General features: G+C 71.8%; 10 protein-coding genes. 8 read left to right on the top strand and 2 right to left on the bottom strand.

What is annotated here, in order from left to right; all coding sequences use genetic code 11:
- Positions 1 to 1,517, bottom strand: a 1,517-nt coding sequence (locus SSBG_RS02960) for an MFS transporter (RefSeq protein ID WP_008744750.1), incomplete at its 3' end; no start/stop codon positions are given.
- Positions 1,518 to 1,607: 90 nt separating this feature from the next.
- Positions 1,608 to 2,225, bottom strand: a complete 618-nt coding sequence (locus tag SSBG_RS02955; RefSeq protein ID WP_008744749.1) for a TetR/AcrR family transcriptional regulator — start codon at positions 2,223 to 2,225, stop codon at positions 1,608 to 1,610.
- Positions 2,226 to 2,633: 408 nt separating this feature from the next.
- Between SSBG_RS02955 and SSBG_RS02950 the strand changes: the two genes are divergently transcribed.
- The 8 genes from SSBG_RS02950 to SSBG_RS02915 all read left to right on the top strand — a co-directional run bounded on the left by SSBG_RS02950 (position 2,634) and on the right by SSBG_RS02915 (position 15,328).
- The gene (locus tag SSBG_RS02950; RefSeq protein WP_008744748.1) at positions 2,634 to 3,581 is read left to right on the top strand and encodes a beta-ketoacyl-ACP synthase III; all 948 of its coding nucleotides are present in this window, start codon (positions 2,634 to 2,636) and stop codon (positions 3,579 to 3,581) included.
- Positions 3,582 to 3,845: 264 nt separating this feature from the next.
- A complete protein-coding gene (locus tag SSBG_RS02945) occupies positions 3,846 to 5,027 on the top strand; it encodes an ROK family transcriptional regulator (protein ID WP_037868808.1) in 1,182 nt (393 codons plus the stop codon).
- 311 nt (positions 5,028 to 5,338) lie between these two features.
- On the top strand, positions 5,339 to 6,883 hold the full coding sequence (locus SSBG_RS02940; protein ID WP_008744746.1) for a sugar ABC transporter ATP-binding protein: 1,545 nt from the start codon (positions 5,339 to 5,341) through the stop codon (positions 6,881 to 6,883).
- Positions 6,880 to 7,920, top strand: a complete 1,041-nt coding sequence (locus tag SSBG_RS02935) for an ABC transporter permease (protein WP_008744745.1) — start codon at positions 6,880 to 6,882, stop codon at positions 7,918 to 7,920. The genes SSBG_RS02940 and SSBG_RS02935 overlap by 4 nt, the downstream gene beginning before the upstream one ends.
- Positions 7,921 to 8,009: 89 nt before the next feature.
- Entirely contained in the window at positions 8,010 to 9,050 is a 1,041-nt protein-coding gene (locus tag SSBG_RS02930) for a substrate-binding domain-containing protein (RefSeq protein WP_008744744.1), read from the top strand.
- A 93-nt stretch (positions 9,051 to 9,143) separates the two neighbouring features.
- Positions 9,144 to 10,364: a Gfo/Idh/MocA family protein gene (locus tag SSBG_RS02925; RefSeq protein ID WP_008744743.1), complete on the top strand. Its 1,221-nt coding sequence runs from the start codon at positions 9,144 to 9,146 to the stop codon at positions 10,362 to 10,364.
- A 13-nt stretch (positions 10,365 to 10,377) separates the two neighbouring features.
- On the top strand, positions 10,378 to 11,382 hold the full coding sequence (locus SSBG_RS02920) for a sugar phosphate isomerase/epimerase family protein (RefSeq protein ID WP_008744742.1): 1,005 nt from the start codon (positions 10,378 to 10,380) through the stop codon (positions 11,380 to 11,382).
- 268 nt (positions 11,383 to 11,650) lie between these two features.
- Positions 11,651 to 15,328: a ThuA domain-containing protein gene (locus SSBG_RS02915; RefSeq protein ID WP_008744741.1), complete on the top strand. Its 3,678-nt coding sequence runs from the start codon at positions 11,651 to 11,653 to the stop codon at positions 15,326 to 15,328.
- The last annotated feature ends 33 nt before the right edge of the window (positions 15,329 to 15,361 follow it).

Below are 15,361 nucleotides of genomic sequence, written 5' to 3'. Positions count from 1 at the left end.
CTCACACGTGGACGACCGGGCGCCGGCCGCTCCCCGGCGCGGTGCGTGCGACGGCGCCGGAAGAGGAGACCGGCCGCGACGAGGCCCGCGGCGAAGAACACCGCCGTCCAGACGTACGCGTCGGAGTAGCCGTGCACACCGGCCGCGAGCCGCGCCCCCGGCTCGCGCGCGTCGTGCGCGGCGAGGTAGTCGGCCGCGCCGCTCGCGACGACCGTGTTGAGCAGCGCCGTCCCGAGCGAACCACCGACCTGCTGCATCGTGTTGACGAGCGCGCCCGCGGCGCCCGCGTCGCTGTGCGCGACCCCCGCCGTGGCCTGGCTCATCGCGGTCGCCATCACGGCGCCCATGCCCAGCCCGGCGATGATCAGCGGCGGCAGCACGTGCCCCGCGTAGGAACTGTCCACGTCCAGCCGCGACAGCCACAGCGCTCCGGCCCCGCCGAGGAGCATTCCCGCGCTCACGACGAGCTTCGGCCCGAAACGGGGGAGCAGGACGCTCGCGCCCGTCGTCGCCGTGACCATGATGGCGAAGCTCATCGGCAGGAACGCGAGCCCGGTCCGCACCGGGGACAGCTCCAGGACCTGCTGGAGGTAGTACGTCAGGAAGAGGCTGATCCCGAAGATCGCCGCGCCCGCGACGAGCATCGCGACGTAGGCGGCGCCCCGGTCGCGGTGCAGCAGGATGCGCGGCGGCAGGAGCGGGTGCGGGGTGCGCGTCTGCCAGAAGCAGAAGGCGGCGAGCAGGAGGACGCTCGCGAGGAGGAGACCCCAGGTGCCGGGGGAGGACCACGCGTGCGTCTCGGCGTGCGCGAAACCGTAGACGAGGCAGAAGAGCCCCGCGCTCGCGAGGAGCGTCCCCGGCACGTCGAGCTTCTTCGTCCGGTCCCGCGCCGTGCGGCGCAGCAGGAGCAGACCGCCGGTGAAGGCGACGGCCGCGAAGACGATGTTCACGTACAGCGTCCAGCGCCAGTTCAGGTGCTCGGTGAGGAGACCGCCGAGGAGCAGCCCGAGGGCGGCGCCCGAGCCGGCGACGGCGCCGAAGATGCCGAAGGCCCGGCCGCGCTCGGCCGGGTCGGTGAACGTCGTCGTGAGCAGCGAGAGCGCGGCGGGCGCGAGGAGCGCGCCGAACAGGCCCTGCACGGCGCGCGCGACGATCAGGACCTCGAAGCTGCTGGCGGCGCCGCCGAGCGCGGAGGCGAGCGCGAAGCCGAGGAGACCTATCAGGAAGGCGTTCTTGCGGCCGAAGAGGTCGGCGACCCGGCCGCCGAGGAGCAGCAGCGAACCGAAGGCGAGCGAGTAGGCCGTGACGACCCACTGCCGGTCGGCGTCGGAGAAGCCGAGGTCGAGCTGGGCGGTGGGCAGCGCGATGTTCACGATCGTCGCGTCGAGGACCACCATGAGCTGGGCCGCCGAGATGAAGACCATGATCAGCCAGCGGTGCGGCACGGGGCCGGGAGCGGACCCGGCGGTACCGGCTGCTCCGGGACGTGCCGGAGCGCCGGTGGCGGGGGAGGACATGCGGTACTTCCTTGCAGAGGGAGGGGACTCTTCCGGGAGGGAGAGCCGGGGAGCGCGGGAGCGCTCCCGGAGGGGGAGCGGGCGGGCCGGTCAGCTGTGCAGCAGGGCCGGGAGGATCACGTCGTCCACGAGGGCTTCGAGGCCCGAGGGCGCGGTCTCCCCGTCGAGACTGCGCACCAGGGCGGCGCCGAACAGGAGGCCGTCCAGGTGCCGCGCGGCGGCCGGGCGGTGCGACAGCTCGCCGCGCGCCAGGGCCCGGTCCACGGTGGCGTCCAGGTCGGCGGCCTCCGGGTCGATGAACGCGAGCCGCAGCGCGTCGTGCAGGGCCCGGTCCTCGATGGAGGCGTGCGCCACCGCCCAGACCAGCGTGGTCGAGTCCTCGAACTCGGCCGCCGCGCGCCGCGCCGCGGCGAGCAGGTCGCCACGCAGCGAACCCGTGTCGAGCGGGACGCGGTGGGCGGGACGGGTCCGCGAGACGGCCGCGGCCACGAGTCGCTGCTTGCTCCCGTAGAGCCGGTACAGCGTCGCCTTGCCGCACTGGGCGCGGGCAGCGACGCCTTCCATGGTCAGGGCCTCGTACCCGGTCTCCCGCACGACCGCGAGGGCCGCGTCGAGGAACTCGTCCTCCCGCGCGGGGGTGAGCCGGGGACGCCGCACGGCGGGCCGTGCCCCGGCGGGACGCGCACCCTCCCCGGACTCCTCGCTCACCACGACCCCCACAGAAGAAACGCTCGCGTTCTCAACGCGCCTCACCGTAGACCGGCGGCCGGGAAGAACGCAAACGTCTCACCGGGATGGGGCGGGACGGGGCGCGCGCCTACGTGACGGGACGTGCGTCACCGCGACGGGACGCGCGCCTACGCAACGGGACGCGCGTCACCGCGACGGGCGCGAATCCCCGCGCCCGGACGCGCGTCCCCGGCACCGGAAGCGAACCGGCGCGTGCCGCACTCCTTCGCGCCCCCAGCTCACCCCGTACGCCCCTGGCGCCTCCTGGTTCTGGGCGAACTCTCCAAGCCCGTCGCCCGAATCCTGTCGCTTTACCCACCTCCGTACCCGTGGGTAAGTGATCACGCTGGAACAATCCGTCTCACGGCTACGGAGGGCAAGACCCCCATGAACGGTTCACGGATCGTCGCGCTCGGCCACTACCAGCCAGGCCGGGTGCTCACCAACGAGGACCTCGCCGCCCTGGTCGACACCAACGACGCGTGGATCACGTCCCGCGTCGGCATCAGGACCAGGCACATCGCGAGCGACGACGAACCGGTCGACGAACTGGCCGCCTACGCGGGCGCGAAGGCGCTCGCGACGGCCGGGCTCACCCCCGGCTCCGTCGACATGGTCATCGTCGCGACCTCCACGGCCGTCGACCGCTCGCCCAACACCGCCGCCCGCGTCGCCGCGCGCCTCGGGATGCCCTCGCCCGCCGTGCTCGACGTCAACGTCGTCTGCGCCGGCTTCACGCACGCCCTCGCCCTGGCCGACGCCACCGTCCGCGCCGGCAGCGCCCGGCAGGCCCTGGTGATCGGCGCCGACAAGATGTCCGCCGTCACCGACTGGACCGACCGCACCTCGTGCGTGCTGGTCGGGGACGGGGCCGGGGCCGCCGTGGTCGAGGCCGTGGCGCCGGGCGAGGAGCCGGGCATCGGGCCCGTGCTGTGGGGCTCCAACCCGGCGATGGGCAGCGCGGTACGCATCGAGGGCACCCCCGCGCGCTTCGCGCAGGAGGGCCAGACCGTCTACCGCTGGGCCACCACCCAGCTCCCCGCCATCGCCCGGCAGGTGTGCGAGCGCGCCGGGCTCACCCCCGAGGACCTCGCGGGCGTCGTGCTCCACCAGGCCAACCTGCGCATCGTGGAACCGGTCGTGCGCCGCCTCGGCGCCGTCAACGCCGTGATCGCCAAGGACGTCGTGGACTCCGGCAACACCTCGGCGGCGAGCATCCCGCTCGCCTTCTCCAAGCTCGTCGAGCGCGGCGAGCTGAGCAGCGGCGATCCCGTCCTCCTCTTCGGCTTCGGCGGAAACCTCTCGTACGGGGGCCAGGTCGTCCGCTGCCCCTGAAATCCCCACCCGGCGGGGCATATCACCCCGCCCGCGCGCTCAATGAACCGCCTCCGCCGCTCCTTTGTCCTGAGCCGGGAGAAAGTAGGGGCCAATTCCCGCGCAAGTCCTTCCCCTTCCCGTACCCCACTGCTACGTTCCACGTCGAAAGCGCGAACGCCCGTGAGCGCGAGAACGCCGCGACCCGCCGCAAGCGGGCCGCGGCGGCGGGCGGCGGCGAGGGAATCGGACAGCCGGTGAGGCGGGGAGGGGCGCGTGAGACGCATGACAGCGCGACCCGCCAACACGCACCAGGCCCGGCTGCTGCGACTGCTGCGCGACGGAGGCCCCAACTCCCGTGCGCAACTCGGTGACCAGGTCGATCTCTCGCGGTCCAAGCTGGCCGTCGAGGTGGACCGGCTCCTGGAGACCGGGCTCGTGGTGGCCGACGGGCTCGCCGCCTCCCGGGGCGGCAGGCGCTCGCACAACATCCGGCTCGCGCCCGGGCTCCGCTTCCTCGGCGTGGACATCGGGGCCACCTCGATAGACGTCGCCGTGACCAACGCCGAGCTGGAGATCCTGGGGCACATCACGCACCCCATGGACGTCCGCGAGGGACCGGTCGCCGTCTTCGAGCAAGTCCTCACGATGGCGGCCAAGTTGCGGGCCTCGGGCTTCGCCGACGGTTTCGACGGCGCCGGTATCGGCGTCCCGGGACCGGTCCGCTTCCCCGAGGGCGTCCCCGTGGCCCCGCCGATCATGCCCGGCTGGGACGGCTACCCCGTCCGCGAGGTCCTGAGCCAGGAACTCGGCTGCCCCGTCATGGTCGACAACGACGTGAACCTCATGGCGCTCGGCGAGCAGCACGCCGGAGTCGCCCGCTCGGCCGGCGACTTCCTGTGCGTCAAGATCGGCACCGGCATAGGGTGCGGGATCGTCGTGGGCGGCGAGGTCTACCGGGGGACCACGGGCAGCGCCGGTGACATAGGGCACATCCAGGTCGAACCCGAGGGCAGGTCCTGCGCCTGCGGCAACAAGGGCTGCCTGGAAGCCCACTTCAGCGGTGCGGCGCTCGCCCGCGACGCGGAGGAGGCGGCCCGCGAGGGCCGTTCCCCCGTGCTCGCCGAACGCCTCGGCGCCCAGGGCGCCCTCGGCGCGGCAGACGTGGCAGCGGCGGCGGCGGCGGGCGATCCCGCGGCCCTCGACCTCATCCGCTCCGGAGGCAACCGCACCGGACAGGTGATCGCCTCCCTCGTCAGCTTCTTCAACCCCGGCCTCGTGGTGATCGGCGGCGGGGTCACGGGCCTCGGCCACACCCTGCTCGCCGCCATCAGGACCCAGGTCTACCGCCAGTCCCTCCCCCTCGCCACGGGCAACCTGCCCATCGTGCTGGGCGAGCTGGGCCCCGCCTCCGGAGTCATCGGCGGCGCCCGCCTCATCAGCGACCACCTTTTCTCCCCGGCCTGAGCCACGGCCGGGGCAGCACCTCACGTACAGCGCCACCCCGCACCACCGCACGAGCCGCACGCCCGTACCACCGCACCACCGCACCACCGCACGAGCCGCGCCGCACCCGGTCCTGCCCGGAACACCGCACCCGGAACACGCCGCACCCACGCGCCACCCGCACCTCCGCGCCACCCGCACCGGCGAGTCAGCCCCGGCACTCGCGGGAGGGGGCACGGGGCGCGGGCTCGCGCGAGGGGTCCGGGGGCACCCCCGCGAGCGGCACCACGCACCGCCCACAGCGCACCCGTATTCCCGAGGGGACCCTCGCTATGGCACCAGCGCACGACCGTCCCGAGGAGAGCCCGCCGCAGGCGAGCCTCCTCACGATGACCGGCATCACCAAATCGTTCCCGGGCGTCCGCGCGCTCGACGGCGTCGACCTCGACGTGCGGCCGGGGGAGGTGCACTGCCTGCTCGGCCAGAACGGCGCCGGGAAGTCCACCCTCATCAAGGTGCTCGCCGGCGCCCACCAGCCCGACGAGGGAACCATCGTCTGGCGTGGTGAGGAGGTCTCGCTGCGATCCCCAAGTGCCGCCATGTCACTGGGAATTGCCACGATCTACCAGGAACTCGACCTCGTCGGGCACCTCTCGGTCGCGGAGAACATCTTCCTCGGCCACGAGCGCACCACCGCCGGTTTCGTGGTGCGGCCCGGTTCCGCCCGCGCCGAGGCGAGCGCGCTCCTCGCGCGCCTGGGCCACCCCGAGATCGACCCCGGCACCCTCGTCGGCAGACTCTCCGCCGCGCACCAGCAGATCGTCTCGATGGCCCGCGCGCTCTCGCACGACGTACGGCTCATCGTCATGGACGAGCCCTCGGCCGCGCTCGACCCGGACGAGGTCGAGAACCTCTTCCGCATCGTCGCCGACCTCACCGCCGACGGCGTCGCCGTGGTCTACATCTCGCACCGCCTGGAGGAGATCCGCCGCATCGGCGACCGGGTCACCGTCCTCAAGGACGGCCGCGCGGTCGCGGGCGGACTGCCCGCCGAGTCCACGCCGACGAGCGAGGTCGTCTCGCTCATGACGGGCCGCAAGGTCGAGTACGTCTTCCCCGACCGCCCCGCCGCGGTCACCGGCACCCCCGTCCTGCGGGTCGAGAACCTCAGCAGGAAGGGCGAGTTCGCCCCCGTCGACTTCGAGGTGCGGGCCGGGGAGATCCTCGGCCTGGCGGGCCTCGTCGGCTCCGGCCGCTCCGAGATCCTGGAGACGGTGTACGGGGCGCGCAAACCCGCCACGGGAACCGTCACCGTCGAGGGACGGGCCCTGCGCCCGGGCAGCGTCCGCTCCGCCGTGCGCGCCGGGATCGGCCTCGCCCCCGAGGAACGCAAGGCACAGGCCCTCCTCGGCCTGGAGACGGTCACGCGCAACGTGTCGATCTCCACCCTCTCCCGCTTCTCCGCCTACGGCTGGGTCCAGCGCGGGAGGGAACGCGCCGCGGCCCGGGAGGCCACCCGCGAGCTGTCCCTGCGCCCCGACAACCCCGACGCGCAGGTCCGCACCCTCTCCGGCGGCAACCAGCAGAAGGCCGTCCTGGCCCGCTGGCTGCTGCGCGGCTGCAAGGTGCTGCTGCTCGACGAGCCCACGCGCGGCGTCGACGTCGGCGCGCGCGCCGAGCTGTACGCCGTCATCCGCAGGCTCGCCGACGACGGTCTCGCCGTCCTGCTCGTCTCCAGCGAGGTCCCCGAGGTCCTGGGGCTCGCCGACCGTGTCCTCGTCCTGCGCGAAGGGGCCGTGGTGCACACGGCGCCCGCCCAGGAGCTCGACGAATCCCGCGTACTCGACCTCGTCATGGAAGGGAGCCCGACGTCATGACACAGCCCGCCTCACCCGCGCAGCAGGGTGCCGCAGACGCCGCCCCCGCGCCGGCCGCGCCGCCCCAGAAGACCCCGCTGCCCGCCGGCCGCGCCCCGCGGCTCGTGCGCTGGGACGTGCGCACCCTCTCCCTCGTGGGCGTCCTCCTGGCGCTCGTCGTGGTGGGTGCCATCACCAAGCCGGACCAGTTCATCGCCACCTCGAACCTCCAGCTCGTCCTCACGCAGTCCTCGGTCATCGGGGTCGTCACGGTCGGGGTCACCTTCGTCATCATCTCCGGCGGCATCGACCTCTCGGTCGGCGCGATCGTCGCGCTCGCCTCGGTGTGGGCGACGACCGTGGCCACCCAGGAGTTCGGCTTCTGGGGCATCCTCTTCACGGCGCTCCTCGTCGGCGTCGGCTGCGGGCTCGTCAACGGGGTCCTCATCGCGTACGGCAACATGGTGCCGTTCATCGCGACGCTCGCGATGCTCGCCTCGGCGCGCGGCCTCGCCCTCCAGATCACCGACGGCCAGACGCAGATCGTCTCCGTGAAATCGGTGCTCGACCTCGGGCAGCGGGACTCCTACGTGCTCGGCATCCCGCCGCTCGTGCTCGTCTTCGCCGCCGTCGTGATCCTCGGCTGGCTCGTCCTGAACCGCACCACCTTCGGCCGGCGCAGCGTCGCGGTCGGCTCCAACCCCGAGGCCGCCCGCCTCGCCGGGATCGACGTCCGGCGCCAGCGGCTCTACCTGTACCTGCTCTCCGGCCTGTGCTGCGGCATCGCCGCCTTCCTCCTCGTGATCCTCGCGGGCTCCGGCCAGAACACCAACGGCAACCTCTACGAGCTGGACGCCATCGCGGCGGCCATCATCGGCGGCACCCTGCTGAGCGGCGGGCGCGGCACGATCGTCGGCTCGGTCCTCGGCGTGCTGATCTTCACCACGATCACCAACATCTTCGCGCTCAACAACCTCCAGACGGACGTCCAGCAGATCGCCAAGGGCGCGATCATCGTCGTCGCCGTCCTCGTCCAGCGCCGCGACGCGCGCGAGTGACCCCGCCGCCACCCCCCTCCGCACCACCGCTCCGTCCCGCACCACCCCACCACCCGCGCAGTACACGCCCTACGGGAAGGGTCACCGCCATGTCACAGCCCACGAGCCGCAGAGGACTCCTCTTCGGTGGTGCCGCGGTCGGCGCGACCGCGCTGCTCGCCGCCTGCACCAGCAACGAGCCGGCCGAGGCCAAGGAGGAGAAGAACGACGCGGCCCCCGCCGCCGAGGAGAGCGGCAAGCACGTCACGATCGGCTTCGCCGGACCGCAGGCCGACCACGGCTGGCTCAACGCCATCAACGTGCAGGCCGCGCAGCGCGCCAAGAAGTACTCCGACATCACGCTGGAGAAGACCGAGGGCTCCAACGACACGGCCACCCAGATCGGCCAGATCGACACCCTCATCAACAAGAAGGTCGACGTCCTCGTCATCCTCCCCGCCGACGGCAAGGCCCTCACGCAGGCCGGGCTCAAGGCGATGCGCGCCGGTATCCCCGTCGTCAACCTCGACCGCATCTTCGACACCCCGCAGGCGTACCGCTGCTGGGTCGGCGGCGACAACTACGGGATGGGCCTCAACGCCGGCCACTACATCGGCGAGAAGCTCAAGGACAAGAAGAACGCCAAGGTCATCGAGTTGTCGGGCCCCGACAGCCTGGAGCTGACCAAGCAGCGCACCCAGGGCTTCGACGACGCGCTCAAGAACTACCCCAACATCAAGAAGGTCGCCCGCCAGGCCGCGGACTTCACCGTGGAGTCGGGCCAGGCGAAGATGGCGCAGCTCCTCCAAGCGCAGAAGTCCTTCGACGCCTGCTGGAACCACGACGACGACCAGGGCGTCGGCGCCCTGCGCGCCATCGACCAGGCGGGCCGTGACGGCTTCCTGATGGTCGGCGGTGCCGGGGCCCGTTCCGCGATGGACCACATCAAGGCGGACGACGGCGTCCTCAAGGCCACCGTCCTCTACCCGCCGACCATGGCCGCGTCCGCGATCGACCTCGCCCGCGCCCTCGGCCAGGGCAAGGGGATCTCCGGCCTCTCGGAGAGCGAGATCCCCACCCAGCTCACGCTGTACTCGGCCGTGGTCGACAAGGACAACATCGACCAGTACCTGCCCAACGGCTTCAAGTAGGCCGCGCGGCAGCAGGGGGGTTGACCCCGGCGGCGGGCCACCGCCGCCGGGGCCCGGCCCCCCACCCGTATCTCGCCAAGGAGGAAAGACCGCATGAGCACAACGGAGCACGAGGACGAGTCGGCCACGAGCCCGCCGCGCCTCGGCGTGGGAATGGTCGGCTACGCCTTCATGGGCGCCGCCCACTCCCAGGGCTGGCGCACCGCGGGACGGGTCTTCGCGCTCCCGCTCCGCCCAGAGCTGGCAGCCCTGTGCGGGCGTGACCAGGCGGCCGTGACCGAAGCGGCCCGGCAACTGGGCTGGGCGGCCGCCGAGACGGACTGGCGGGCGCTGATCGCCCGCGAGGACGTCGACCTGGTCGACATCTGCACCCCGGGCGACAGCCACGCCGAGATCGCCATCGCGGCCCTGGAGGCCGGCAAGCACGTGCTGTGCGAGAAGCCGCTCGCCAACACGGTCGCCGAGGCGGAGGAGATGGTCGCCGCGGCGCGCGCGGCCCGGGAACGCGGACAGCTCGCGATGGTCGGCTTCAACTACCGCCGCGTGCCCGCCGCCGCCTTCGCCCGGCAGCTCGTCGCCGAGGGCCGCCTCGGCACCCTGCGGCACATCCGCGTCACCTACCTCCAGGACTGGCTGACCGACCCGGCGGCCCCGCTGACCTGGCGGCTGGACAAGAGCAAGGCGGGCTCCGGCGCGCTCGGCGACCTCGGCGCGCACGTCGTGGACCTCGCGCAGTACCTCACGGGTGAACCCCTGGTCGGCGTCTCCGCGCTCACCGAGACCTTCACGACCGAGCGGCCCGTGCCGGACGGCACCGGGGCCTGGCTCGGCAGTACGGGCCAGGGCGGGCGCCTGGGCCCGGTCACCGTGGACGACGCCGCCCTCTTCATCGGCCGCACGGCCTCGGGCGCCCTCGCCTCCTTCGAGGCGACGCGGGTGGCCGCCGGGCGCAAGAACGCGCTGACGCTGGAACTCAACGGCTCCAAGGGCTCGCTCTCCTTCGACCTGGAGCGGCTCAACGAGCTGTCCTTCCACGACCACACCGAGCCCGCCGCGACGAGCGGCTTCCGCCGCATCCTCGTCACCGAGCCCGAGCACCCCTACCTGCACGCCTGGTGGCCGCCGGGCCACGGCCTGGGCTACGAGCACACCTTCGTGCACCAGGCCCGCGACCTCGTGCACGCCCTCGCGGCGGGCGAGCAGCCGGTGCCCACCTTCGAGGACGGGCTCCAGGTGCAGCGGGTGCTCGCCGCGGTCGAGGAGAGCGCCGCGAAGAACTCCGTCTACACCCCCGTACCGCAGCCGACCTCCTGAGAAAGGCCCCCGCATGTCACGCGACTACACCCTCTTCACCGGCCAGTGGGCGGACCTGCCCCTGGAGAAGGTCTGCGAGCTGGCCCGCGACTTCGGCTACGACGGTCTCGAACTCGCCTGCTGGGGGGACCACTTCGAGGTCGACAAAGCACTGAACGACCCCGGCTACATCCCCTCGCGCAAGGCACTGCTCGACAAGTACGGGCTCAAGGTCTTCGCCGTCTCCAACCACATGTCCGGCCAGGGCGTGTGCGACCACCCCATCGACGAGCGGCACCAGAACATCCTGCCCGCCCGGGTGTGGGGCGACGGCGAGCCCGAGGGCGTGCGGCAGCGCGCGGCCGAGGAGATGAAGAACACCGCGCGAGCCGCCGCCGCGCTCGGCGTGGACACCGTCATCGGCTTCACGGGCTCCTCGATCTGGCACCTCGTCGCGATGTTCCCGCCCGTCCCCGACGGCATGATCGACCGCGGCTACGAGGACTTCGCCGCGCGCTGGAACCCGATCCTGGACGTCTTCGACCAGGAGGGCGTGCGCTTCGCCCACGAGGTGCACCCGAGCGAGATCGCGTACGACTACTGGACGACCGCGCGCGCCCTGGAGGCCGTCGGCCACCGCCCGGCCTTCGGCCTCAACTTCGACCCCAGCCACTTCGTGTGGCAGGACCTCGACCCGGTCGGCTTCCTCTACGACTTCCGCGACCGGATCTACCACGTGGACTGCAAGGAGGCCCGCAAGCGCCTCGACGGGCGCAACGGCCGGCTCGGCTCGCACCTGCCCTGGGGCGACCCGCGCCGGGGCTGGGACTTCGTCTCCGCCGGCCGCGGCGACGTGCCCTGGGAGGACGTCTTCCGGATGCTCGGCTCCATCGGGTACGAGGGGCCCATCTCGGTCGAGTGGGAGGACGCCGGGATGGACCGCCTCCAGGGCGCCCCCGAGGCGCTGGCCCGGATGCGCTCGTACGACTACGAGCGGCCCACGGCCTCCTTCGACGCGGCCTTCAGCACCAAGGACTGACGCGCCGCCCCGCGTCCGGCCCGTGGCGACCACCGCCGCGGGCCGGTCCGGGCTGCCCGGACGTGTCTTTGTCCTGCGGCTGGAAAAAGACGAACTAGCCTGCGTCCAAGGGCTATGCCGCGCGGACAAAGCTCTACTACCGTCCCTGAACGTGTACCAGAACCCGTGGCACACACCGCACTCGCTCCACCCGCTCGACGCACTGCCCCGGACGACGGCGCGCCCGGGGTCACCCGCCCGTACGACCGGCCCCTACGGAGGCACTCTCGTGCACAGGAAACGTCCGGGATTCCGAAGAAGCCTCGCGCTGCTGACCGGAACCGTCCTCACCGCCGCATCCCTCACCCTCGTCGCCCCGCAGGCCGGCGCCGACGAGCCCGAGACCCCCGAGTTCCAGCAGGTGACCCTCGCCAAGGGAGCCGCGGAGACCGGGGAACCGATGTCCCTCGCCGTCCTGCCCGACCTCGGTGTCCTGCACACCTCGCGGGACGGGACGCTGCGCCTGACCGACAAGAACGGCACCACCAAGGTGGCCGGCAAGCTCGACGTGTACTCGCACGACGAGGAAGGTCTCCAGGGCGTCGGCGTCGACCCGGACTTCGCCGAGAACCGCGCGATCTACCTCTACTACGCCCCGCCGCTCGACACCCCCGCGGGGGACGCCCCCGAGAACGGCTCGGCCGCCGACTTCGCCCCCTTCGACGGCGTCAACCAGCTCTCGCGCTTCACGCTCGGCGAGGACGGGAGCCTCGACAAGGCGAGCGAGAAGAAGATCCTCGACGTCAAGACCTCGCGCGGCACCTGCTGCCACGTCGGCGGCGACATCGACTTCGACGCCGACGGCAACCTGTACCTGTCGACCGGCGACGACACCAACCCCTTCGCCTCCGACGGCTACACCCCGATCGACGAGCGCGCGAGCCGCAACCCGGCCTTCGACGCCCAGCGTTCGGCGGGCAACACCAACGACCTGCGCGGCAAGATCCTCCGGATCAAGGTCCACGAGGACGGCAGCTACGACATCCCCGAGGGCAACCTCTTCGCCCCCGGCACCGACAAGGCCCGCCCCGAGATCTACGCGATGGGCTTCCGCAACCCCTTCCGGCTCAACGTCGACAAGGAGACCGGCATCGTCTACGTCGGCGACTACGGCCCCGACGCGGGTGCCGCCTCGCCGAGCCGGGGCCCCGCCGGACAGGTCGAGTTCGCCCGCGTGACGAAGGCCGGCAACTTCGGCTGGCCGTACTGCACCGGCAAGAACGACGCCTACAACGACTACGACTTCGCCACCGGGCAGTCCGGCGCCACCTTCGACTGCGCCGCGCCGAAGAACACCTCGCCGCACAACACCGGGCTCACCGACCTGCCGCCCGCGCAGGAGGCGTGGATTCCCTACGACGGCGGTTCCGTGCCCGAGTTCGGCTCCGGCTCCGAGTCCCCGATGGGCGGCCCCGTCTACCACTACGACGCGGACCTCGACTCGGCGGTGAAGTTCCCCGAGGAGTACGACGGGGACTTCTTCGCGGGCGAGTTCGGCCGCCAGTGGATCAAGCGCATCGAGCAGGACGCCGACGGCACGGTCCAGTCGATCAACGACTTCCCGTGGACCGGCACCCAGGTCATGGACATGGCCTTCGGCCCGGACGGCGCCCTCTACGTCCTCGACTACGGCCTCTCCTGGTTCGGCGGCGACGAGAACTCGGCGCTCTACCGCATCGAGAACGTCACCGACGGACGCGCCCCGGTCGTGGAGGCGAGCGCCAACAAGACCTCCGGGCAGTCCCCGCTGCGCGTCGCCTTCTCGGCGAAGGGCAGTGACGGCGACGGCGACGCGATCAGCTACAGCTGGGACTTCGGCGACGGCTCGAAGAAGGCCGCGGGCGCCGACGCCGCCCACACCTACCGCACCGACGGCACCTACACCGCCACCGTGACCGCGACCGACGCCACCGGGCTCACCGCGACCGCGAGCGTCGAGGTCGTCGTCGGCAACACCGCGCCGACCGTCAAGCTGGAGGCCCCGGCCGACGGCACCCTCTTCAAGTTCGGCGACACGATCCCGTTCAAGGTGACCGTCACCGACCCCGAGGACGGACAGATCGACTGCTCCAAGGTCACCGTCCGCTACATCCTCGGCCACGACAGCCACGGCCACCCGATCACCTCGGCGACCGGCTGCGAGGGCACCATCACGGCGCCCGCCGACGCCGAGCACGACCCCAACGCCAACATCTTCGGCGTCATCGACGCCGAGTACACCGACAACGGCGGCGGCGGCCAGGCCAAGCTGACCGGCCACGCGCAGGTCCAGCTCCAGCCCCGGCACCGCCAGGCCGAGCACTTCACCAGCTCCTCCGGCATCAAGGTCTACGACAAGGCCCAGGCCAACGGCGGCAAGACCGTCGGCGACGTGGACGACGGCGACTGGATCGCCTTCACCCCGTACCACCTGAGCGGCGCCAAGAAGCTCACCGCGCGCGTCGCCTCCGGCGGCGCCGGCGGCTACCTCGAAGTCCGGGCTGGCTCGGCCACCGGCACCCTCCTCGGCTCCACCACCGTGCCGAAGACCGGCGGCTGGGAGACCTTCCAGAACGTCGATGTGAAGCTCGCGCAGGTCCCCAAGAAGACCACCTCGCTCTACCTCGTCTTCAAGGGCACGACCGGCCAGGGCGCCCTCTTCGACGTGGACGACTTCGAGATCACCTCGGACGCGGTCGTCAAGGGCAGCAAGCGGGTCCTGGTCTTCTCCAAGACCGCCGGCTTCCGCCACGACTCCCTCCCCGAGGGCATCAAGGCCCTCAAGGAACTCGGCGCCGAGTCCGGCATCACCGTCGACGCGACCGAGGAGGCCGGGCAGTTCACCAGGAGCAACCTCGCCAAGTACGACGCGGTCGCCTTCCTCTCCACCACCGGTGACGTCCTGAACACCGACCAGCAGGCCGCCTTCGAGGCATACGTCAAGGGCGGCGGCGGATACCTGGGCGTCCACGCCGCGGCCGACACCGAGTACGACTGGAAGTTCTACGGCGGCCTCGTCGGCGCCTACTTCGACTCGCACCCGCAGATCCAGGAGGCGACCGTCCGCGCGGAGGGCCACGACCACCCCGCGACCGAGAGCCTCAAGGACGCCTGGCAGCACACGGACGAGTGGTACAACTACCGCACCAACCCCCGCTCCCAGGCCAAGGTCCTCGCCACCGTGGACGAGACCAGCTACAGCGGCGGCACCATGAAGGGCGACCACCCGATCGCCTGGTGTCAGCCCTACGAGGGCGGCCGCGCCTTCTACACCGGCCTCGGCCACACCAAGGAGTCCTACGCCGAAGCCGACTTCCGCGCCCACCTGCTCGGCGGCCTGAGGTACGCCACCGGCCAGGTCAAGGCGAACTGCAAGCCGGACAAGGACTACCGCCCGCTCTTCAACGGCCAGTCCCTCGACGGCTGGAAGCAGGCCGGTCCCGGAAAGTTCTCCGTCTCCGACAACGCCCTGCACTCCGAGGGCGGCATGGGCCTGCTGTGGTACCAGGCCAAGGAGTTCAAGAGCTACTCCCTCAAGCTCGACTGGCGGATGCGCGGTGACGACAACTCCGGTGTCTTCATCGGCTTCCCGGCCTCCGACGACCCCTGGTCGGCCGTGAACAAGGGCTACGAGGTCCAGATCGACGCCACCGACGCGGACGACCGCACCACCGGCTCGATCTACACCTTCAAGTCCGCCAACCTCAAGCTCCGCGACCAGGCCCTGCGCCCGCCGGGCCAGTGGAACTCCTACGAGATCAAGGTCCAGGGCGAGCGCGTCCAGGTGTACCTGAACGGCACGAAGATCAACGACTTCACCAACAAGGACCCCGAGCGCTCCCTCGCGGACGGATACATCGGCATCCAGAACCACAGCGACGCCGACCACGTGTCCTTCCGCAACATCCAGATCAAGGAACTTCCCTGAGCACGGGCGGGACGCCGGGCCCCGCGCCCGGCG

Source organism: Streptomyces sp. SPB074 (genome assembly GCF_000154905.1).
Taxonomy (GTDB): domain Bacteria; phylum Actinomycetota; class Actinomycetes; order Streptomycetales; family Streptomycetaceae; genus Streptomyces.
Note: the sequence above shows the minus strand (reverse complement) of the source record. Positions and strands in the feature narration are given on the sequence as shown.

Bases quoted from the DNA above. Each gene is read 5' to 3' on its own strand.
- SSBG_RS02950 (WP_008744748.1), top strand. From the start codon at position 2,634: ATGAACGGTTCACGGATCGTCGCGCTCGGCCACTACCAGCCAGGCCGG.
- SSBG_RS02930 (WP_008744744.1), top strand. From the start codon at position 8,010: ATGTCACAGCCCACGAGCCGCAGAGGACTCCTCTTCGGTGGTGCCGCG.
- SSBG_RS02920 (WP_008744742.1), top strand. From the start codon at position 10,378: ATGTCACGCGACTACACCCTCTTCACCGGCCAGTGGGCGGACCTGCCC.
- SSBG_RS02925 (WP_008744743.1), top strand. From the start codon at position 9,144: ATGAGCACAACGGAGCACGAGGACGAGTCGGCCACGAGCCCGCCGCGC.
- SSBG_RS02945 (WP_037868808.1), top strand. From the start codon at position 3,846: ATGACAGCGCGACCCGCCAACACGCACCAGGCCCGGCTGCTGCGACTG.
- SSBG_RS02935 (WP_008744745.1), top strand. From the start codon at position 6,880: ATGACACAGCCCGCCTCACCCGCGCAGCAGGGTGCCGCAGACGCCGCC.
- SSBG_RS02940 (WP_008744746.1), top strand. From the start codon at position 5,339: ATGGCACCAGCGCACGACCGTCCCGAGGAGAGCCCGCCGCAGGCGAGC.